Origin of the sequence: Bradyrhizobium sp. DN3, assembly GCF_041357655.1 — a bacterium.
Taxonomy (GTDB): Bacteria; Pseudomonadota; Alphaproteobacteria; order Rhizobiales; family Xanthobacteraceae; genus Bradyrhizobium.
Genome location: NZ_JAULLN010000056.1, coordinates 1 through 20,453 on the forward strand (window position 1 = coordinate 1; position 20,453 = coordinate 20,453).

A 20,453-nucleotide genomic window follows, 5' to 3' on the forward strand; every position below is an offset into this window, starting at 1 on the left:
ATCACAAGCCCGCCAAAACCGCTCACCCTTTTTCGGTCGGGCTCTCAGGATGAGGGCGGAGTGTGCGGCAGCAAGTTTCAACGGGCACCGATGCCGCTTAGCCTCATCCTGAGGGACCGCGAAGCGGTCGTCTCGAAGGACGAGGCGCGCGCTCAGGCCGCCCCAAAGGCCATATGCGATTGCCCGGCGTAGGGAGAGGTGACCGATCGACCGAACTTTGCTGTCCGTCAGCCGCCCTTGGGGATACGGCATTGCATGATGCAATGGAGGCCCGTCTTCAAGAATGAGAGCTCGGTCTTGCCGTCGAAGGCGGTTAGCGCCGACTTCAGCAATTTGGTGCCGAAGCCCGGCGCCGACACCTCGCCGATGCTTGGTCCCTCGGTCTCGTCCCAAGTGATGGTCAGGCGATCGCCGCTGACGGTCCATGACACCTGCAACAATCCGCGCGGCGCCGAGAACGCGCCATATTTGCCCGCGTTGGTGGCGAGCTCGTGAAACATCAGTGACAGCGTGACCGCGAGCTTCGGCGGCAGGAACAGCCGGTCGCCATTGAGCGTGAAGCGGACGTGGCCGTAAGGCCCGAGCTCCGCGATCAGGAGATCGCGGATGTCGCAGCCCGCCTTGTCGATCCGCGAGATCAAATCGTCGGTCGTGGCCAGCGACCGCAGCCTCGGATCGATGCGGGCCCAGACCTGCGGCTGGTCGTGCAGCACCTGGTGCAGCACGGCGTGCACCGTCGACAGCTTGTTTTTCAGCCGGTGTTGGAGCTCATCGACCAGCAGCTTGCGATAGTCTTCTTCCTCGATCAGGCGATTGGAAATCCGGCGCTGCTCGATCAGCAGCGAGCGATAATGCTCGACACCCCAGATGGTCAGTGCGCTCACGGCCCAGTAAAGCGCCAGCAGGGCAAATCGCGCGTGATCGGCAAAGGCATCGCTGAAATTGACGACGACGCCGAGCACGCCGCCGACGAGTGCCGTCACGACGCCGATCCGGAAGCCGCCGAACGCGGCGGCAAAGAACACGGCCGGGAAATACGGGGTGAAGTAGACGTCGGGCCGGACCTGCGCGAGACCCCAGCGCGCCGCCGTCGCAATCAGCAAGCAGGCGGCCGCGAAGGCGATGCTCAGACCGAGCGATGGCGGTGCCACGCCCTGCCAGCCTTTGCGGAACTCGTCGATCAGCTTTCCCATGCCCCGCCCGGTCGCGATGCCCGTTCGAAAGTCGAGCCATGGTTGCGAATGTTACGCATGTCGGACGCGCAAGCAAAGCTTGCCTTGCCGCGGGCCGGCGGGAATAGTGACCGTCGCGGCGCCGTCATCTGTCAGTGTCCGCCATCTGAAAATCAAATCATTCAAAAACGGGAACAATCCATGGGCAGGCTAGACGGCAAGGTTGCGGTCATCACCGGCGCGACGAGCGGGATCGGATTGCGTACCGCGGAAGTCTTCGTTGCCGAAGGTGCCAAAATTGTGATCGCGGGTCGGCGCGTGCCGGAAGGCGAGGCGTTGGCGAAGCAGCTCGGGGCGACTTGCATCTTCCGCCAGACCGACGTCACGGTCGAAGCGCAGTTGCAGGCGCTGATCGCGCTCGCGGTCGACAGATTCGGCCGGATCGACTGCCTGTTCAATAATGCGGGCGGCCCGGCGCAGACCGGCGGCATCGAGGGCCTCGAGGCCGAGCGGTTCGATGCGGCGATGGCGACGCTGGTGCGCAGCGTCATGCTCGGCATGAAGCACGCCGCGCCCCACATGAAGAAGCAGGGTTTTGGCAGCATCATCAACAATGGCAGCATCGCCGGCCGTCTCGCCGGGTTCTCGTCCTCGATGGTCTATAGCGCGGCCAAGGCGGCGGTGATCCATCTCACCAAATGCGTAGCGATGGAGCTCGGCGAGTCCAATGTGCGCGTCAACTCGATCTCGCCCGGCGCGATCGCAACCGGCATCTTCGGCAAGGCGCTGGGGCTGTCGACCGACGCGGCCGAGAAGACGCCGGCGGTGATGCGCGAGGTCTACAAGACCGCGCAGCCGATCCCGCGCGCCGGTCTCCCTGATGACATCGCCCATGCCGCGGTGTTCCTGGCGAGCGACGAATCCAGCTTCATCAACGGCCACGACCTCGTCATCGACGGTGCCATGACCGGCGGCCGCAACTGGAGCCAGCAGCAGCAGGGTTATGCGGCCTTGCGCAAAGCGTTCGATCAGGGGGCGTAGGAGCCACGGGCGCCGAAGCCGTAGGGTGGGCAAAGGCGCGCCCTTCGCGCGCCGTGCCCACCGTCGGTGTTCAAACCGGGAGAGACATGGTGGGCACGGCGCTCCGCGCCTTTGCCCACCTTACGAAAGCAGGTTTCCGTCATTGCGAGGAGCCCTTGCGACGAAGCAATCCAGAATCCCTCCATGGAAAGATTCGGGATTGCTTCGCGGAGCCTGTCATCGGGCCGCGCTTCGCGCGGACCCGTTGGCTCGCAATGACGGCGGTGGCGCTAAACCGCCTTCACCCGCACCCGCAAACCATCCCGCGGCTTCGGGATCGGCCACATCTGCCAGTCCGGCTTGTAGCCCGGCGCCAGCGATACCTCGATGTTCTGCAGGAAATGCCGCGCGAAGCATTTCGCCTGCATATGGGCGAAGTGCAGGCCGAGGCACATATGCGCGCCGCCGCCGAACGGCACAAAGGCGAAGCGGTGGCGGCCACGCTGCGCCTCCTCGGTGAAGCGCATTGGATCAAACCGATCCGGCTCCGGCCAGATGTCCTTCATGTGGTGCGTGTAGAGCGGATTGACCCCGACGGCGGTGCCGGCCGGAATCGTAAAGCCCTTGAAAGTGAAATCGCGCATCGCGCGGCGCGGCATCGAAGGCACCGGCGGCTTGATCCGTAGCGCCTCCTTGAACGCCATCTCCGTCAGCGGCATCTTCTCGAGATCGTCGAAGCTGCTCGGCGCATCCGGGGCAAGTCCGAGCGCGAGGACCTCCGCCCGCAGCCTGTCCTGCCAGTCCGGATTGGCGGCGAGCTCGCCGATGAAGGAGGTCAGCGACGAGGTCAGCGTATCGTGCGCCGCCATCATCAGGAAGCTCATATGGTCGATGATATCCTGCTCTGAGAGCAGCGCGCCGTCCTCGTGGGTCGCGCGGCAGAGCTGCGAGAACAGGTCATCGCCGCCGTGATTGCCGCGTCGCAGCGGAATCTGCTCGCGGAAATAGGCGACGATGCGCTTCCGTCCCTTCACCCCTCGCGCCATCTGGGTGCCGGGCAGGGGGCGGCGGACCGGGGCGACGGCGGCCGCGACCATGTCGACGAAGGCACGGTTGATCTCGTCGACCTCGGGGCCGATGTCGGCGCCGAGGAACGAGGCCGCAGCGAGATCGAGCGTGAGCTGCTTCATCGCCGGATAAAGCTGCATCTCGCCGGGTTTGGCCTTCCACTGCGCCACGCGCGCGGAAATGCCGCGATCGAGATCGCTGAGATATGACTTCATCGGCCCGGCCTTGAACGCGACCGACAGCGCCTTGCGATGCAGGCGGTGCTCGTCGAAATCGAGCAGCATCAAGCCGCGCGGAAACAACAGGCCGAGCACCTTGTTCCAGCCATGCGTCGACGAGAACAGTTTCTGCTGGTCGAACAGCACGAGCTCGTTGGCCTCGGGCCCGAGCAGCACGACATTGGTCTCGCCGAAAATGTGCGTGCGGTAGACCGGGCCGTATTTGGCGCCGTTCGCCTCGATGTGCCCCTTGGGGTCGGCGAGCACCTGCAAGGTCTTGCCGATGATCGGCCAGCCTTCGTCGCCGGGGATGTGGGTCAGCTCATTGCGCCTGGGCGGGGTGAAGCCAAGCGCAGGGGCGGCCACATTCTGCATCGACATGACGATTGCTCCGGTTGGCAAGCTCCGCGAGCATAGCACGATCCGGTGGTCTTGCGCGCAAGCACACACCATCGTCGTCCCGGCCTAGTGCGCAATTGCGCACGGGGGGGCCGGGACCCATAACCCCAGGGAGCAGTTTGTCGCGAGCCGGTCATCGCGAGTTTTCGCCAAATACAGTTCGGTGGCTATGGGTCCCGGCTTTCGCCGGGACGACAGAAGTAGACCTACCGCTTCGCCGCTTCCTTTTGCAAATCCGGGGCGTTGACGGCGGGGATGGCGACGCGGCCGGGGCCGGTCACCTTCAGCGCCTCGGCGGCCTTCTCGTTCTCCATGATCTTGGCCATCACGGCCTGGCCCGCGCGCTCGAAGATCGCGCGATTCTCGATCACGAATTTTTGCGACTTGCGAAGACCGTCGATGTAGCCGTTGATCTCCGGGACGACGTAGCGCGCGACCATGTCCCAGCTGCGGCGGGTGTTTTCCGGATTGGCCCAGTCGTGCACGAAGCCGATGATGGCGCCGACCCCGCCGGACACCTGCATCACGTTCTTGATGGTTTTGACGAGATCGTCGGGTGTGCCGATGGTGGAGGCTGCGCCCTCGACGAAGGCGGTCTTGTCCACGGCTTCGTCGGGCGAGGAGAAAGCGGTGAGACCCGGCCGCTGCAGCGTCCCGACATTATATTCGTTGTGCCAGCGCATCAGCCCGGCGCCCGCTTCGCGGCGCGCCTGCTCGCGGGTTTCGGCGATATGCCAGGTCAGGAGCACGCGCCAGTCGGCGCGGCTCACCGTGGTGCCGTGCTTTTTCGCCGCGTCCTCGGCGAACTGCCATTGCTGTTGCAGCGACATCAGCCCCTGCGTCGTCATCGAGCCCAGCGAGATGATGCCGATGCCGTATTTGCCGGCCAGCGTCATGCCGGACGGCGAGATCTGCGAGGCCACCACGAATGGCATCTCCTCCTGCAGCGGCAGGATCTGCAGTGCGGCGTCGTTCATGGTGAACCAGTCGCTCTTCGCGGTGACGCGCTCGCCGTTGAAGAGGCGGCGGATCACGCCGATCGCCTCGTCCTGGCGGTCGCGCTGCGTCATCGGGTCGATGCCGAGCGTGTGCGCGTCGGAGGCGAGCGCGCCGGGACCGGAGCCGAAGATGGCGCGGCCGCCGGTCATGTGATCGAGCTGCACCATGCGCTGGGCGACGTTGAAGGGGTGGTGGTAGGGCAACGACACCACACCGGTGCCGAGCTTGATCCGCTTGGTGCGCTCGCCGGCCGCGGCCAGGAACATCTCGGGCGATGCGATCATCTCCCAGCCGGAAGAGTGATGCTCGCCGCACCAGAACTCGTCATAACCGAGGTTATCGAGCTGCTCGACCAGGTCGAGATCGCGCCGGAACTGGAGCATCGGATGCTCCCCGATCGGGTGATGCGGGGCAAGAAAGGCTCCGAATTTCAGGCGCGCCATGGCGTTCTCTCCGGCTTCGATTTTCTGGTTGTTGAAGCGGCGAGGCTACGTGCTCGCCGAAGCGAACGCAATCGCACGATGTCCCGCGCGGCGGAATGCAGGCATGCGCGGAGGTGCGATGAGATGTCTCGTCTCCCTCTCCCCGTTCTTACGGGGAGAGGGCAGGGTGAGGGGCTGCTTCCGCAAATTCAGTGGCAGTGCGACTCGCGGAAGCTCCCCCCTCACCCGGAATTCAAACTGCGTTTGAATTCCGGCCTCTCCCCGCACGCGGGGAGAGGCGAAGCAATCGCGCCTTCGAATGAAGCGCGGGAATCCTACCTCGCAGGTAATCGCGACACCGCGCGCGATCTGAAATGATCGAGCAACGATAGTCCAGGGTCCCGCGCCGATGCATCAGATCGTCACACAACAACTCGATTCCTCGCGCCGCTGGTGGGTGCTGGCCATCGTCGTCGCCGCGCAGTTCATGTTCGGCGTCGACGCCTTCGTGGTCAACGTCGCCATTCCCACCATCGCGGTCGATCTGAAAGCGTCGCCGGCGCAGATCGAATCCGTGATTGCGATCTACCTGATCGCCTATGCCACGCTGGTCGTCACCGGCGGCCGGCTCGGCGACATCCACGGCACGAAGAGCGTCTTCCTCGCCGGCGTGCTGGGTTTCACGCTGACCTCGCTCTGGTGTGGCCTTGCGCAATCCGGCGCGGAGCTGATCATCGCCCGGCTGGCGCAGGGCGCGACCGCGGCGCTAATGGTGCCGCAGGTGCTGGCGACGCTGCATCTGTTGTTCACGGACGAGACGCGCAGCCGCGCCTTCGCCATCTATGGCATCGTGCTCGGGCTTGCCGGCGCCGCGGGCTTCCTGCTCGGCGGTCTCCTGGTCACGCTCGACCTCGCCGGCACCGGCTGGCGCGCGGTGTTCTTCGTCAACGTTCCCAGCGGCCTCGCCATCGCCACTGCCGCCTGGCGCATCATGCCGTCGGTGCCGCGGCGATCAGGTACAAAGCTCGACATCAAGGGCAGCGTGGTGCTGTTCGCAGGCTTGCTATGCCTGATCGGCCCGCTGCTGTTCGGTCACGATGTCGGCTGGGCGCCGTGGTTGTGGGCGGTGATGGCAATCGGCGGCGCGATCCTCGCCGCGTTCCTGAAGCTGGAGCACGCGGTCGCGCGCGACGGCGGCATGCCGCTGATCGATCTCACGCTGCTGTCGGACGCAGCCTTCCTGCGCGGCCTCGGCGCGGCGTTCTTCTTTTTCGTCGCCAACCTCTCGTTCTACCTGGTGATGACGCTGTACATGCAGCGCGGCCTGAAGATTCCGCCGCTCGCGGCCGGCATGGCCTTCATCCCGCTCGCGCTTGCCTTCGTCGTGGCCTCGCGCCACAGCGGCGCGCGGGCGCGCCATCGCGCCACCAAGGTGTTGCTCGAGGGCTGCGCGCTCCAGATCGCAGGTCTTGCCGCGCTCGCGCTTGTCGCGTTCTATGTCGATGCACCGACGCCGCTTGCGCTTGCGCTTACGATGATCGTCTTCGGCTACGGTCAGGGATTGGTGATGGCGCCGTTGTCGGGCGCGGTGCTCGCGAGCGTAAAACCTGTCGCCGCGGGCTCGGCCTCCGGCATGTACGGCACCACGGCGCAGATCGGAAATGCGGCCGGAGTGGCCGCAATCGGCGCATTCTTCTTCGCCGTCGAATCGTTGCAATCAGCGCGCGCAGGATTTCTCGTCTCGCTTGCGCTGTTTGTGACATTAATCATGATCTGCGCCGCATTTCTGGCCTGGATGCGCCGCGCCTCTGCACCAAGTTGAGGCATAGCGGTTAATACATGCGGATTCCGCGGGAAATCCCGGCGATTTTCGTGGGATTGACAGCGCACAGACTTTTTATTTTGCAACGCAGCAACTATCTGGTTTGGCTGAACGTTGGAAGTTGCCCACCAGGAAGTTGCCGTGTCACTAGCCCGAAATGTCGATCTGTTGAGACGTCTGCCAAAGCTGGACGGTCTGCGCTTTGCCGAGCTCGGCCGCAGCGCGGATTCATCCAGCCCGTTGCAAGAGGTCACGGGCTTCGGTGACAATCCCGGCGCGTTGCGCATGCTCGCCTTCGTGCCGGCGCAGCTGCAGAAGCCGCGCGCGCTCGTCGTCGTGCTGCATGGCTGCGGCCAGACCGCTTCCGGCTACGATCTCGGCGCCGGTTGGTCGACGCTGGCGAAGCATTACGGCTTCGCGCTGCTGATGCCCGAGCAGCAGCGCATCAACAACGGCAACACCTGTTTCAACTGGTTCAATCCGGAGGACACCGCACGGGACAGCGGCGAGGCGCGTTCGATCCGCGAGATGATCACGCACATGGTCGAAGCGCACGGCATCGATCAGAGGCGCATCTTCATCACAGGCCTGTCCGCCGGCGGCGGCATGACATCGGTGATGCTCGCGACCTATCCGGAAGTTTTCGCAGCCGGCGCGGTGATCGCGGGCTTGCCCTATGGCATCGCCTCGAATCTGCGCGAGGCGCTGGACGGCATGTTCCATTCACCCGCGCGTCCCGCGCGTGAGCTCGGCGATCTCGTGCGCAACGCCACCCACCATCGTGGCCCCTGGCCGAAGGTGTCGGTGTGGCACGGCAGCGCCGACCGCACCGTCAATCCCGGCAACGCCAACGAGATCGTCAAGCAATGGCTCGATCTGCATGATCTGCCTGAGGTGCCGATGGCCGAGACCAATGTCGACGGCTATCCGCGCCAGGCCTGGTGGAACCAGGACGGCGAGACGCTGGTCGAATCCTACGCCATCACCGACATGGCGCACGGCACGCCGCTCGGTCTCGCCGACAACGACCAGCGTTACGGCATGGAAGGCGCGTTCCTGATCGAGGCCGGCATCTCCTCGTCCTACCACATCGCAAAATTCTTCGGCCTCACCGGCTGGATTGCGGAGACAGCGCCAAAGGCGGAGGCAAAGCCTGCAACGCCGAAGCCGGCGCTGACGCCCGCGCCGCATCTCGCCCGCTCGATCCGCGTAGCGGTCGCCGCACAGCCGGCCGAGCCGAAGCGCGAGCGGACACGCAGCTTCGATCTCGGCCAGATCATCACGCGCGCGCTGACCGCGGCGGGGTTGATGAAGTAATTCTAAGTCGTCCCGGCGAAGGCCGGGACCCATACCGCGGAATCTATCAATGACGCTCGGTATGAGTCCCGAACGACGAGTCTTCGCCAAACTCCCTCTCCGGAGTATGGGTCCCGGCCTTCGCCGGGACGACAGCGGAATTTGTGGCTTAGCTTCGCTTCAACACTACGCCGTCTGATCGATCCATTCGATCGGCGTCACCGTGACCTCGCCGCCGGCCACCTTCCGCGTCATCTCCTGATAGGTTTTAAAGAAGTCGCGCGATTGCAGCGCCTTTTGCGCGGCATCGTCGGTGACGCTGGCGAGGTGGATATAGCTGCCGTCATCGCGGTGCTTCAGGACACGATAGCCGATCCGCCCTTTCAGCTCCGGATCGCCGTCGATCGCCTTGATGAAGCGGCCGATCTCCTGATGCCAGGCCTCCGTCGTGCCGTTCCTGAACGCATATGTGATCATGAAGTGCTTCATGTGACGCTCCTTACTTCGTCGTGTGCGTCATCATCTGCGGCTTGCAAGCGATCCTGCAAGTATGGACAAAATTGATAGTATGGACTTTTTCGCCGGCGCTCCTATTCTTCCGCGCGCTGGCTGCGCATGGAGGAGACGACATGGCGAAGGCAAGAGCGAACCCGGCGCGCACCTGTCCGGTCGCGGCGTTTCAGAAGATGATCAGCGGCAAGTACAAGCTCCGCATCGTCTGGGACCTCAAGGACGGTCCGCGCCGCTATGGTGAGATCAGGAGCGGCCTGCTGCGCGGCACGGAAGGCAGCGCGGAGATCACCCCGCGCGTGCTCAGCCGCGAATTGAAGGCGCTGACGGCGAGCGGCCTGATCGACCGCAAGGATTTTGGCGAGGTGCCGCCCAAGGTCGAATATCGCCTGACCCGCAAGGGCAGGAGTTTTGTGCCGGTCGTCGCCGCGATCCGGGAATGGGGCGAGCGTAACCTCGGCGAACCCGCGGCGCTGGCGGACGCCGCCGAGTAGAGCATGATCCGGAAAAGTGTGAAGCGGTTTTCCGAACAGATCATGCTCAAACAAAAAACGCTTACATCTCGCCGGTGATGAACGGATTGGTCATCCGCTCCTGGCCGATGCTGGAGCCGGCGCCGTGGCCGCAGATGAAGCCGACATCGTCGCCGAGCGGCAAGAGCTTGGTCTTTATCGAGTTGATCAGCATGGCGTGACTGCCGCCGGGCAGGTCGGTGCGCCCGACCGAGCCTGCGAATAGGACGTCGCCGACATGGGCAAAACGCAAGTCCTTGTTGAAGAACACCACGCTGCCGGGCGAATGGCCGGGGCAGTGATAGATGTCGAACTGCAGGCCGCCGATCGAGACGCTGTCGCCTTCGACGAGCCAGCGGTCCGGCGCAAAGTTGCGCACCCCGGTCATGCCGAAGCGCGCGCCGCTCTCGACCACGTTGTCGAGCAGGAACTTGTCCGCTTCATGCGGGCCCTCGATTGGCACCTTCAGCGCGTCGCGCAAGTCGGCCGCGCCGCCGACATGGTCGATATGACCATGGGTCAGCCAGATCTTTTCCACGCTGACGCCGGTCTGCTTGATCGCATCCAGAATCTTCGGCACGTCGCCACCGGGATCGATCACCACGGCCTTCTTGGAAGGCTCGTCCCAGATGATGGTGCAGTTCTGCTCGAACAACGTCACGGGAACGATGATCGCGCCGGCTTTGGCTTTGGTGTCATTTTGTTCGGTCATGGCCGCACAATGCCGATTTTTGCCAGGCCGCCAAGCAAAAGATTCGGGCCAAACAGTCGGAACGAGTTCGGGAACAGCCGTCACACGGCCGTCCCAATTGACCTGCCAATTTGAACCGGGGCGTCGCTGTCGCGTTCTCCCGCGCGAGGCGCAGATTTGGGTGGTCTTTCGGCATGGCTCAAGGCAACGAGAATTGGTGGCGCGACGGCATCTTCTATCAGATCTATCCGCGCTCCTTTCAGGACTCGGATGGCGACGGCGTCGGCGATCTCGCCGGCATCCTCAAGCGGCTGCCTTACGTCAAATCGCTCGGCGTCGACGCGATCTGGCTGTCGCCGGTCTTTCCCTCGCCAATGGCGGATTTCGGCTACGACATTTCGGACTATACCGACATCGAGCCGCTGTTCGGCACGATGGCCGATTTCGATGCGCTGCTCGCCGCCGCCCATGACAACGGTCTGAGGCTGATCCTCGACCTTGTGCCCAACCACACCTCGGACCAGCATCCCTGGTTCATCGAGAGCCGCGCCTCGCGCGACAATCCCAAGCGCGATTGGTACATCTGGCGCGATCCGGCGCCCGATGGTGGCGTGCCGAACAACTGGCTGTCCGAGTTCGGCGGCAGCGCCTGGCAATTCGACGAGACCACGGGGCAATATTACTACCACGCCTTCCTCGCCCAGCAGCCGGACCTCAACTGGCGCAATCCGGACGTTCGCGCCGCGATCTATGATGTGATGCGGTTCTGGCTGGAGAAGGGCGTCGACGGCTTCCGCGTCGACGTGATCTGGCACCTGATCAAGGACGTCGAATTCCGCGACAATCCGCCAAACCCGCATTACGTCGAGGGCCGGCCGCCGAACGAGAAGATCCTGACGCAATACTCGACCGATCAGCCCGAGGTGCATGACGTGATCGCGCAGATGCGGCGTCTCACCGATGGCTTTGGCGCGCGCGTCTTGATCGGTGAGATCTATCTGCCGCTGCATCGCTTGATGGCCTATTACGGCAACGATCTCACCGGCGCGCAGATGCCGTTCAACTTCGCGCTGCTCTCGACCTTCTGGAGCGCGCGCTCGATCGAGAAGATCATCGAGGATTACGAGAAGGCGCTGCCGCGCGGCGCCTGGCCGAACTGGGTGCTCGGCAATCACGACCGTCCGCGCGTCGCAAGCCGCGTCGGTCCCGAGCAGGCCCGTGTCGCCGCCATGCTGTTGCTGACGCTGCGCGGCACGCCGACGCTCTATTACGGCGACGAGATCGGCATGCATCAGCTCGCGATCGCACCGGAGGACACGCGCGATCCCTTCGAGAAGAACGTGCCCGGCATCGGTGTCGGCCGCGACGGCTGCCGCACGCCGATGCAGTGGGATTCCTCGAACTTCGCCGGCTTCGCGGAGGTCCGGCCGTGGCTGCCGCTGCCGGAGGATCACATCCGCGAGAACGTCGTCGCTCTCGAAGCCGATCCGCGCTCGATCCTGAACCTGTACAAGCGCCTGATCGCCTTGCGGAAGGCTTCGCCGCCGCTGATGGCAGGCGACTATCATCCGATCTCGGCGCAAGGCGATCTCCTGCTCTATCGCCGCGAGACCGGGGGCAGGGCGGTGGTGGTGGCGCTCAATCTCGGCCCCGATCCGATCGCCGTGACCACCAGCGCCATCCGCTTCGGCAGCGAGATCCTGCTGTCGACGTTTCTGGATCGGGAGGGTGAGCGGCTGGAGGGCGTGTTGGACTTGCGGGGGAATGAAGGCGTGGTGGTGGCGGCGCCATCCTAGCCGTCGTCCCGGCCTAGTGCGCAATTGCGCACTGGGGCCGGGACGGCGGCTGAAGGCTATCTGACAACATCATTCTCCAATGTCGTCCTGGACAAGCGAAGCGCAGATCCAGGACCCATTACCACCGAATGTAGTTTGGCGAGGACTCAGGATGACCGCCTGCGTGCGACAACGGCCTCTTGGGGTAATGGGTCCTGGCTTTCGCCAGGACGACGACGGAGGAATCGGCTATCCTCCCCCCATGGACAACACCGCCCGCAACATCGCCCTCGTCCCTCCGCCGGACCGCCGCCAGTCGGAGACTGCACTGGCGGTCGCGCGCGGCACGGCGCGACTGCTGCGCTCGCTCGGCTTCTCCTGCATCAGCGAATTGCCGCTGCCCTCGGGCCGCCGCGCCGATCTCGTCGCGTTGAACGAGCGCGGCGAGATCTGGATCGTCGAGATCAAATCGTCGGTCGAGGATCTGCGCGCCGACCAGAAATGGCACGAATACCGCGCCCATTGCGACCGGCTGTTCTTCGCCTTCACGCAGGATCTGCCCTGCGAGATATTTCCTGAAGACACCGGCCTGATCGTCGCCGACGCCTACGGCGCGCACATGCATTGCGAGGCGCCCGAGCACAAGCTTGCTGCCGCCACGCGCAAGCAGATGACGGTGCGCTTTGCGATGGCGGCTGCGCTGCGGATCAACCGCCTGGTCGATCCGCAGGGGCATGCGGATTTTTGGGAGTAGCGGCGATCGCGAGCGCAGACGTCGTAGGGTGGGTTAGCCCTGCAGATGCGCAAAGCGCATCTGCTCGGCGTAACCCACCACTTTAGCTGCTGCACGAAAAGAGGTGGGTTACGCCTTCGGCTAACCCACCCTACGAGACTGCGATGGTAACTACCGCGGCGCGCGCTTGGCCAAAATCCGCTGCAACGTGCGGCGGTGCATGTTGAGCCGGCGCGCCGTCTCCGAGACGTTGCGGTTGCACATTTCGTAGATGCGCTGGATGTGCTCCCAGCGCACGCGGTCGGCGGACATCGGGTTGGTCGGCAGCTCGGATTTCTCCGCGCTGGTCGAGAGCAGCGCGGCGACGACGTCGTCGGCATCGGCCGGCTTGGAGAGATAATCGATCGCGCCCATCTTCACCGCGGTCACGGCGGTGGCGATGTTGCCATAGCCGGTCAGCACGATCGCGCGCGCATCGGGGCGCTTCTTCTTCAGCGCCGAGACCACGTCGAGACCGTTGCCGTCGCCGAGCCGCAGATCCACCACCGCGAAGGCCGGTGCCGATTTGCCGATCTGCGCAAGCCCGTCGGAGACGGTGTCACACGATGTTACGGCAAAGCCCCGTGTCTCCATCGCGCGCGACAGCCGCTCCAGAAACGGCTTGTCGTCCTCCACGATGAGAAGCGAGCGGTCGGTCTGTTCGTTCAGTTCGGCAATGGCGTTCAAGGTGTTGTCCTCTCTCCAGCGCATTGACATATGGCGTCGCAATCGATCGGTGCCAAGGCGGCAAATGGTCGATCGGCCCCGTTGTGCGACGCAAGGTCGCGGCCTATCCTATTGTTTCTTCTAGCGTCTCGATAGCCTCAAAACGCTCTCGCGGCCAATTGATCTGGACCACCGCGCCGTGGTCCGGAAAGGTCCGGTTGGTGAACGAGACCTTGGCGCCGGTGCGTTCGAGCAGCGTACGCGCGATGAACACGCCGAGGCCGAGGCCGCGCCGCTCGCCGCCTTCATCCTGGGTCCGCCGCCGCGACAGATAGGGCTCGCCGATCCGTTTGAGGATGTCGGGCGGGATGCCGGGGCCGTCGTCGGAGATCACGAGCTCGATATCGTCCTTGTTCCACCAGGCATTCACCTCGACGGTGGTGTGGGCGAAATCGACCGCGTTCTCGACGATGTTGCCGATGCCGTAGAGGATCGCCGGATTGCGCGAGCCGACCGGCTCGGCCGCGACCGCCACCGCGATCCGCACCTTGATGTCGACACCGAAATCGCGATGCGGCGCCACCACCTCCTCGATCAGCTCCGACAGCTTCATGCGGTCGAACGGTGCGCCGGTGGAGGACAGCTGGGTGATCTTGCTCAGGATGTCGCGGCAGCGCTGGGTCTGCTCGCGCAGGGTTTTCAGATCGGCGGCAAAGCTCGGGTCCTTCACCGTTTTTTCCAGCTCGCGCGAGATCAGGAAGATGGTCGCGAGCGGCGTGCCGAGCTCGTGTGCGGCTGCGGCAGCCAACCCGTCGAGCTGGGTCAGATGCTGCTCGCGCGTCAACACCAGCTCGGTTGCGGCCAGCGCGTCCGCGAGCTTGCGCGCCTCTTCGGTGACCTGGAAGGAGTAGAGGCTGGTGACGCCGATCGCGAGCGCGATCGAGAGCCAGACACCGACGAGGTAGATCGGTGGCAGCACCAGCGGATCGTCGGAATCCCACGGCAGCGGCGAATGGAAGAAGAACAGGACCGAGGCGCAGGCCACAGCGAGGAGGCCGAGGCCGAAGGTGAAGCGGGCCGGCAGCGCCGTGGCCGAGATCAGCACGGGCGCGAGGAACAGGAACGAGAACGGGTTCTGGAGGCCGCCGGTAAAGAATAACAGACCAGCCAGCTCCACGATGTTCAGCGCCAGCAGTCCGGCCGCCTGCATCGGCTCCAGCCGCTGCATCGGATTGGCCGCGGTCTGGAGCGCCAGATTGAGCGCCGCCGACAGGGCGATGATGCTGACACAGGGGACGATCTCGACGTTGAACTCCAGCCCCTGCGCCACGATGAAGATCGCGGCGAGCTGCCCCAGCACCGCGAGCCAGCGCAGCCGCAGGATCGTATCCAGCCGGATATGCCGCTGCGCGTGGCGAAAGTCGGAATCGGCAATTTCGGTCATATCGGCCAATGTGGCGGTGCCTTCTAAGGTCACAAACGCGCGGCTCACGGAACCGCCCGGGAATTACAAGCCTTGCGCTATCGGCTGCAATAGCAGAAGAACGGCCAGCATGACCGAGAATGACAAGGCTTCAAGCTGGCCGACTGTCGCGGATCGCGGCGCACCCGCGGCGATTGCGGTCGATCATCTCGTCAAGGTCTACAACCAGACCCGCGCCGTCGACGATATCTCCTTTTCGCTTCCGCGCGGCAGCATCACCGGGCTGCTCGGCGGCAACGGTGCCGGCAAAACCACGACCATCGCGATGATCATGGGCCTGGTGCTGCCGACCTCCGGCCGTGTGCAGGTGCTCGGTCATCGCATGCCCGAGCAGAGCGCGTCCGTGCTGGGGCGGATGAATTTCGAGAGCCCCTATGTCGACATGCCGATGCGGCTCACGGTGCGGCAGAACCTCACCGTGTTCGGCAAGCTCTATGCGGTGAAGAACCTCGCTGGCCGCATCGCCGGGCTCGCCGACGATCTCGACCTCGGCGATTTCATCGACCGCGCCAACGGCAAGCTCTCCGCCGGGCAGAAGACCCGCGTTGCGCTCGCGAAGGCGCTGATCAACCAGCCCGAGCTGCTCTTGCTGGACGAGCCGACCGCCTCGCTCGATCCTGATACCGCCGATTGGGTGCGGGCGCATCTGGAGCGCTATCGCAAGCAGCACAACGCCACCATCCTGCTGGCCTCGCACAACATGCTGGAGGTCGAGCGGCTCTGCGACCGCGTCATCATCATGAAGCGCGGCCGCATCGAGGACGACGACACGCCGGAAGCCATCATGGCGCGCTACAACCGCACCACGCTGGAGGAGGTGTTTTTGGACGTCGCGCGCGGCCGGGTGAACGGCGCGAAGGAGGCGGCACGATGAGGGAGCCCCTGTGTTGCTGCCGTAGCCCGGGTGAGCGCAGCGATACCCGGGAACGCCGCAAGCAAAGTCCCGGATGTCGCTTCGCTCATCCGGGCTACAAAGGGCCGCCATGACCGAGCTGTCCCTCCACCGCGGCATCTCCGTCCATCGCATCGGCGCGATGATCCTGCGCTATTGGTACCTGTTGATGTCGTCCTGGCCGCGGCTGCTCGAGCTCTTGTACTGGCCGGCGCTGCAAGTCATCACCTGGGGCTTTCTCCAGCTCTACATCGCCGAAAATGCCAATTTCTTCGCGCGCGCCGGCGGCACGCTGATCGGCGCCGTCATCCTCTGGGACATCCTGTTCCGCGGGCAGCTCGGCTTCTCCATCTCGTTCCTGGAGGAGATGTGGGCGCGCAACATCGGCAACCTCATGATGAGCCCGCTCAAGCCGATCGAGTTTCTGCTGTCGCTGATGGTCATGAGCCTGATCCGGCTCGCCATCGGCATCATCCCGATGACGCTGCTCGCGCTGTTCCTGTTTCACTTCAACGTCTATGCCCTCGGCCTGCCGCTGATCGCCTTCTTCTGCAATTTGATCTTCACGAGCTGGTCAGTCGGCATCTTCGTCTCGGGCCTGGTGCTGCGAAACGGCCTCGGCGCCGAGAGCATCGTCTGGACCTTGATGTTCGCCATCCTGCCGCTGGCGTGCGTCTACTATCCCGTCAGCGTACTGCCGGCCTGGTTGCAATACGTCGCCTGGGCGTTGCCGCCGACCTACGCCTTCGAGGGCATGCGCGCGCTCCTGATCGAGCAAACCTTTCGGACCGATCTGATGCTGGAGGCATTGGCCATCAACGCAGTACTGCTGGTTGCATCTTTTGGGGCATTCCTTGCCCTGTTGCGAAGCGCCAGGAAGCACGGCTCGCTGCTCTCGGCTGGCGAATAACGTCACTTTCCCGTGGATTCAGGCTGGTTTGGGCTTTTCCAACACGTAGATGTACGGAACCATGCATTGACGCAATATTGCGCATTCGGCAGTATGCTGCGATGCGAAGAGGAATATAGCGATGCCTATTGGTGAGTTTGGCGGCGCGCCGCCCCTGGCGGCTGAAGGCAGTCCGGTCCTGACGACGCCGATGTACTGGATGTACGAGATGGCGCATGCCTCTCTCAATCCGGCCCGCGCGGTCACCGATGCGACCAAGCTCCTGTTTCAGAATCCCCTCAATCCCTGGGCGCGCACCGAGGTCGGCAAGTCGGTCGCCGCGGCCTGCGAATTGTTCGAGCGTACCACGCGCCGCTACGGCAAGCCGGAATGGGGCCTCAACGACACCGAGGTCAACGGCATCCGCGTGCCCGTCGAGATCCGCTCGGTGTGGGAAAAGCCGTTCTGCCAGCTGCTCTACTTCGATCGCAAGTTCGCGCGCCCCTTGCGCAGCCCGCAGCCGCGCGTGCTGATCGTGGCGCCGATGTCCGGCCATTATGCCACGCTGCTGCGCGGCACGGTGGAAGCCCTCCTGCCCGCGCATGAAGTCTACATCACCGATTGGGCCGATGCCCGCATGGTGCCGCTCAGCGAGGGCCGCTTCGACCTCGACGACTACATCGACTATGTCATCGAGATGCTGCACGTCCTCGGCGGCAACACCCATGTCATGGCGGTGTGCCAGCCCTCCGTGCCCGTCGTCGCCGCCGTCTCGATCATGGAAGCGCGGCGCGACCCCTTCGTGCCGACCTCGATGACGCTGATGGGCGGGCCGATCGATACCCGCCGCAATCCGACCGCGGTGAACAACCTCGCTCAGGAGCGCGGCATCGACTGGTTCCGCAACCACGTCATCACCAAGGTGCCGTTCCCGCATCCGGGCATGATGCGCGACGTCTATCCGGGATTCCTGCAGCTCAACGGCTTCATCAGCATGAATCTCGACCGGCACATGGATGCGCACAAGCAGCTCTTCGCCAATCTGGTGAAGGGCGACGGTGACCTCGTCGACAAGCATCGCGAGTTCTACGATGAATATCTCGCGGTCATGGACCTCTCCGCCGAGTATTATCTGCAAACCGTCGACACCGTGTTCGTGAAGCACGCGCTGCCCAAGGGCGAGATGACCCACCGTGGAACACGCGTCGATCCCTCCAAGATCACGCGCGTGGCGTTGATGACGGTCGAAGGCGAGAAGGACGACATCTCCGGTCTCGGTCAGACCGAAGCAACGCACACCTTGTGCAGCTCGATTCCCGATCATCGCCGCGTTCATTACGTCCAGAAGGGCGTCGGACATTACGGCGTGTTCAACGGCTCGCGTTTCAAGTCGGAAATCGTGCCGCGGATTCATGATTTCATGGTCTCGGCGGCGAATCCGAGCTCATTGCAGGCGCTCGCGGCCGAATAGAGCGTTTTCGAGCGAAGTGGCGACCGGTTCGCGTAAAGAAAACGCGTCAAAGCAGGAAACAAGAGCCGCTCCGATTTCATCGGAACGGCTCTAGTCGCGTATTTCGGCTTTCCCGTCGAAAATTCAGGCCCTGTCGGAGGCTCCGACAGGGGGTGGCTCTGTCCAGATTCGCGGTATTTAGGTAGCTTTATAGGAGTGAGTCGGCACTCACCCCTTGGGGGTGCCGCATGCGTCCAGCGGGGGCGAAAAAAACGGGTTCCAACCCCAGTCTGTAGGGTCTCCCGGACGCTTGACCGCTGTATATTGGGCAAATGATTTGTTTTTGCGCCGAGCGCTTTCCATGGCGGCGGTTATGGCAGAATCCGGGCGCCCTCCTGCCCCCCGGACTGACAGACATGGCCACTCGCGCGCTCCTTTATCGGCGGCCCCACGAACCGAAGACCCTCGTCATCACCCACGGATCGCAGTTTTTCGCGATCCGGTTGCGCCGACACAGACGCGCGCGCCGCTACACGCTCAGAATTCATCCGAGTGACCGCGAAGCCATCCTCACCATGCCGCCGCGTGGCACGCTCGTCGAGGCCAAGGACTTCGCGCAGCGTCACGGTGCCTGGATCGCTGCACGTCTCGGTCGCTTGCCGAAGGCCGCTCCGTTCCAGTCGGGAACGGTGATACCGCTGCGCGGCGTTCCCCATCGCATCGTTCACCGCGCCGGTGAGCGTGGCACGGTGTGGACCGAGATGCGCGACAGCGGTGAACGCATTCTCTGCGTTGCCGGCGGCTTCGACTATGTCGACCGCCGCGTCAGCGACTTCCTCAAGCGCGAGGCGCGCCGTGACCTTCAGCGCTCGGCGGAGGCCTACGCGACTGAGCTCGGCGTCAGGGTCAAGCGGCTCTCGATCCGCGACCAGTCCAGCCGTTGGGGTTCCTGCACCTCGGCCGGCTCGCTGTCGTTCTCCTGGCGCCTGATCCTCGCGCCGCCCTTCGTGCTCGACTACCTCGCCGCCCACGAGGTCGCCCATCTCGTCGAGATGAACCACTCGGCGCGGTTCTGGCGCGTGTGCGGAAAAGTCTGCCCGTCGATGGAGCGTGCCAAGAAGTGGCTCGATACGTACGGCAATGACCTGCACCGGTATGGGGCCGAGGATTAGGGCGCGCTGCTGCGGTCTTGGAAGGTGTCATCGCCCGCCTTGTGCGCAATTGCGCACTGGAGCGGGCGATCCAGTATTCCAGAGGCCGTCGTAATTGAATCGAGAGGCCGCGGCGAACTGGATTCCCCGCTTTCGAATGACAGCGGAGAGCCGAGCGGCATCAAGCGACGCTCACGCACTGATATCCGCACTCGTCCCCTGAAGCGCGCGTGACGCCAGATAGGACGATTGCAGTTGCATGGCGCTCTTCTGGCCCTCGGCCAGCATCGCCTGAAAGGCGGCATCGAGTTGCTCGCGACTATAGGTCGCAGAACTGCTTTGGCGCGGCGTCCATTGCGATTGCGTGATCGCGGTGGAAGCTTTTTCGACCGCGCCGCCAAGCCGCGCGGCGTATTGGTCGGCCCGCCATTGCGCCAGATCCGGTCCCCCCAGACCTGGAGGATCCTCCAGCTTGCCGATCTTCGCGGCGGCCTCGTTGGTCATCGTCGAAGACCCGCCATTGTACAGCGTGGCGACCACCTTGCCGCCGACCTTCACCTGAGCATAGGTGTTCTCAGGCGCATCGTCCGAGATGGAAGGTTGACCGGCGCTCGCACCATGGGTCGTCAGCCAGTTCGTTGCCATGAGGTCGCGCAGGACCGGATTGTCCGCCACCGATATCGGCTTGGCACCTTGCAGCGGCTTCAGTTGGGAGACGCTTATTCCGGGGCTGTCGGTCGCCGCATCGGTTGCAGTCGACTCCACCGGTTTGAGATCCGACGTCGATGTCGCATTGGAACCGGACGTCGATGCAGGACGCAGATAGGCAGCGCCGCGCTGGACAGGCCTGAAATCATGGAACGCTCCTTCCCACTAAACCCGAATGTTCGGGACTCAACCTAGGAGAGCAAATCTCGGGCCGGTGTCGGACGCTTGAAGAGACTGGCGTTCTTGCGTTCGGGGAGCTGCGGGGCCGCGGAGAATCTTGCCGCGCTAGGCAGGAATTGCCGAAGCGGTGATGCGAGGATGGGTGGGCGAGTTACCAGCTCAGCAAACGCCGTCATCGCCCGCGCAGGCGGGCGATCCAGTATCCGGGAGCCTTAGTGGTTCAATCGAGAAGCCGCAGCGTACTGGATTCCCCGCCCTCGCGGGAATGACAGGGCAGGGTGGAGCAACACCCAAGCCTCTTGGGCCTCCCCTAAATCGGTGGACACCTATAGCTTAGGCAGTGAGAGGTGTCAGATGG

The 20,453-nt window shown here is 64.0% G+C and carries 17 protein-coding genes and 1 pseudogene; 10 read left to right on the top strand and 8 right to left on the bottom strand.

What is annotated here, in order from left to right; translation table 11 throughout:
• Positions 1 to 227: 227 nt before the first annotated feature.
• Entirely contained in the window at positions 228 to 1,193 is a 966-nt protein-coding gene (locus AAE027_RS38525) for a sensor histidine kinase (RefSeq protein ID WP_370991014.1), read from the bottom strand.
• Between the two features lie 180 nt (positions 1,194 to 1,373).
• Between AAE027_RS38525 and AAE027_RS38530 the strand changes: the two genes are divergently transcribed.
• Complete coding sequence (locus tag AAE027_RS38530; protein WP_370991015.1) at positions 1,374 to 2,213, top strand: SDR family NAD(P)-dependent oxidoreductase; 840 nt, start codon at positions 1,374 to 1,376, stop codon at positions 2,211 to 2,213.
• A gap of 269 nt (positions 2,214 to 2,482) precedes the next feature.
• Here the strand turns inward: AAE027_RS38530 and AAE027_RS38535 are convergent, their stop codons facing one another.
• Together AAE027_RS38535 and AAE027_RS38540 are read right to left on the bottom strand one after the other, a co-directional pair.
• On the bottom strand, positions 2,483 to 3,859 hold the full coding sequence (locus tag AAE027_RS38535) for a cytochrome P450 (protein WP_370991016.1): 1,377 nt from the start codon (positions 3,857 to 3,859) through the stop codon (positions 2,483 to 2,485).
• Between the two features lie 224 nt (positions 3,860 to 4,083).
• Positions 4,084 to 5,319 (bottom strand): LLM class flavin-dependent oxidoreductase, encoded by a 1,236-nt coding sequence (locus AAE027_RS38540; RefSeq protein WP_370991017.1) that lies wholly within the window; start codon positions 5,317 to 5,319, stop codon positions 4,084 to 4,086.
• Between the two features lie 388 nt (positions 5,320 to 5,707).
• Here AAE027_RS38540 and AAE027_RS38545 point away from each other — a divergent pair, with 388 nt between their 5' ends.
• Positions 5,708 to 7,120: an MFS transporter gene (locus tag AAE027_RS38545; RefSeq protein WP_370991018.1), complete on the top strand. Its 1,413-nt coding sequence runs from the start codon at positions 5,708 to 5,710 to the stop codon at positions 7,118 to 7,120.
• Between the two features lie 141 nt (positions 7,121 to 7,261).
• The gene (locus AAE027_RS38550; protein WP_370991019.1) at positions 7,262 to 8,437 is read left to right on the top strand and encodes an extracellular catalytic domain type 1 short-chain-length polyhydroxyalkanoate depolymerase; all 1,176 of its coding nucleotides are present in this window, start codon (positions 7,262 to 7,264) and stop codon (positions 8,435 to 8,437) included.
• A 165-nt stretch (positions 8,438 to 8,602) separates the two neighbouring features.
• Here the strand turns inward: AAE027_RS38550 and AAE027_RS38555 are convergent, their stop codons facing one another.
• Positions 8,603 to 8,905 (bottom strand): hypothetical protein, encoded by a 303-nt coding sequence (locus AAE027_RS38555; protein WP_370991020.1) that lies wholly within the window; start codon positions 8,903 to 8,905, stop codon positions 8,603 to 8,605.
• 140 nt (positions 8,906 to 9,045) lie between these two features.
• Here AAE027_RS38555 and AAE027_RS38560 point away from each other — a divergent pair, with 140 nt between their 5' ends.
• The gene (locus AAE027_RS38560) at positions 9,046 to 9,420 is read left to right on the top strand and encodes a winged helix-turn-helix transcriptional regulator (protein ID WP_370991021.1); all 375 of its coding nucleotides are present in this window, start codon (positions 9,046 to 9,048) and stop codon (positions 9,418 to 9,420) included.
• Between the two features lie 61 nt (positions 9,421 to 9,481).
• On the opposite strand, the gene AAE027_RS38565 is transcribed toward AAE027_RS38560, so the two are convergent.
• The gene (locus AAE027_RS38565) at positions 9,482 to 10,150 is read right to left on the bottom strand and encodes an MBL fold metallo-hydrolase (RefSeq protein ID WP_370991022.1); all 669 of its coding nucleotides are present in this window, start codon (positions 10,148 to 10,150) and stop codon (positions 9,482 to 9,484) included.
• A 173-nt stretch (positions 10,151 to 10,323) separates the two neighbouring features.
• On the opposite strand from AAE027_RS38565, the gene AAE027_RS38570 reads away from it, so the two are divergent.
• Together AAE027_RS38570 and AAE027_RS38575 are read left to right on the top strand one after the other, a co-directional pair.
• Entirely contained in the window at positions 10,324 to 11,925 is a 1,602-nt protein-coding gene (locus tag AAE027_RS38570) for an alpha-amylase family glycosyl hydrolase (protein WP_370991023.1), read from the top strand.
• A gap of 241 nt (positions 11,926 to 12,166) precedes the next feature.
• Positions 12,167 to 12,658, top strand: coding sequence for an MmcB family DNA repair protein (locus AAE027_RS38575; RefSeq protein WP_128937049.1), 492 nt, complete (start codon positions 12,167 to 12,169; stop codon positions 12,656 to 12,658).
• Between the two features lie 150 nt (positions 12,659 to 12,808).
• On the opposite strand, the gene AAE027_RS38580 is transcribed toward AAE027_RS38575, so the two are convergent.
• Together AAE027_RS38580 and AAE027_RS38585 are read right to left on the bottom strand one after the other, a co-directional pair.
• Positions 12,809 to 13,363 carry an ActR/PrrA/RegA family redox response regulator transcription factor gene (locus tag AAE027_RS38580; RefSeq protein WP_164934823.1) on the bottom strand — a complete coding sequence of 185 codons (555 nt, stop codon included), beginning with the start codon at positions 13,361 to 13,363 and terminating at the stop codon, positions 12,809 to 12,811.
• A gap of 103 nt (positions 13,364 to 13,466) precedes the next feature.
• Positions 13,467 to 14,786 carry an ActS/PrrB/RegB family redox-sensitive histidine kinase gene (locus AAE027_RS38585; protein ID WP_128940626.1) on the bottom strand — a complete coding sequence of 440 codons (1,320 nt, stop codon included), beginning with the start codon at positions 14,784 to 14,786 and terminating at the stop codon, positions 13,467 to 13,469.
• A 109-nt stretch (positions 14,787 to 14,895) separates the two neighbouring features.
• Here AAE027_RS38585 and AAE027_RS38590 point away from each other — a divergent pair, with 109 nt between their 5' ends.
• The 4 genes from AAE027_RS38590 (at position 14,896) to AAE027_RS38605 (ending at position 19,228) form a co-directional block, all read left to right on the top strand.
• Positions 14,896 to 15,699, top strand: a complete 804-nt coding sequence (locus AAE027_RS38590; RefSeq protein WP_370991024.1) for an ABC transporter ATP-binding protein — start codon at positions 14,896 to 14,898, stop codon at positions 15,697 to 15,699.
• A 109-nt stretch (positions 15,700 to 15,808) separates the two neighbouring features.
• On the top strand, positions 15,809 to 16,627 hold the full coding sequence (locus tag AAE027_RS38595; protein WP_128930315.1) for an ABC transporter permease: 819 nt from the start codon (positions 15,809 to 15,811) through the stop codon (positions 16,625 to 16,627).
• 121 nt (positions 16,628 to 16,748) lie between these two features.
• Positions 16,749 to 18,077, top strand: coding sequence for a polyhydroxyalkanoate depolymerase (locus tag AAE027_RS38600; RefSeq protein WP_370991025.1), 1,329 nt, complete (start codon positions 16,749 to 16,751; stop codon positions 18,075 to 18,077).
• Positions 18,078 to 18,388: 311 nt separating this feature from the next.
• On the top strand, positions 18,389 to 19,228 hold the full coding sequence (locus tag AAE027_RS38605) for a M48 family metallopeptidase (protein WP_370991026.1): 840 nt from the start codon (positions 18,389 to 18,391) through the stop codon (positions 19,226 to 19,228).
• Positions 19,229 to 19,399: 171 nt separating this feature from the next.
• Here AAE027_RS38605 and AAE027_RS38610 read toward each other — a convergent pair.
• Positions 19,400 to 20,064, bottom strand: a pseudogene (locus AAE027_RS38610) (hypothetical protein).
• Positions 20,065 to 20,453: the final 389 nt, after the last annotated feature.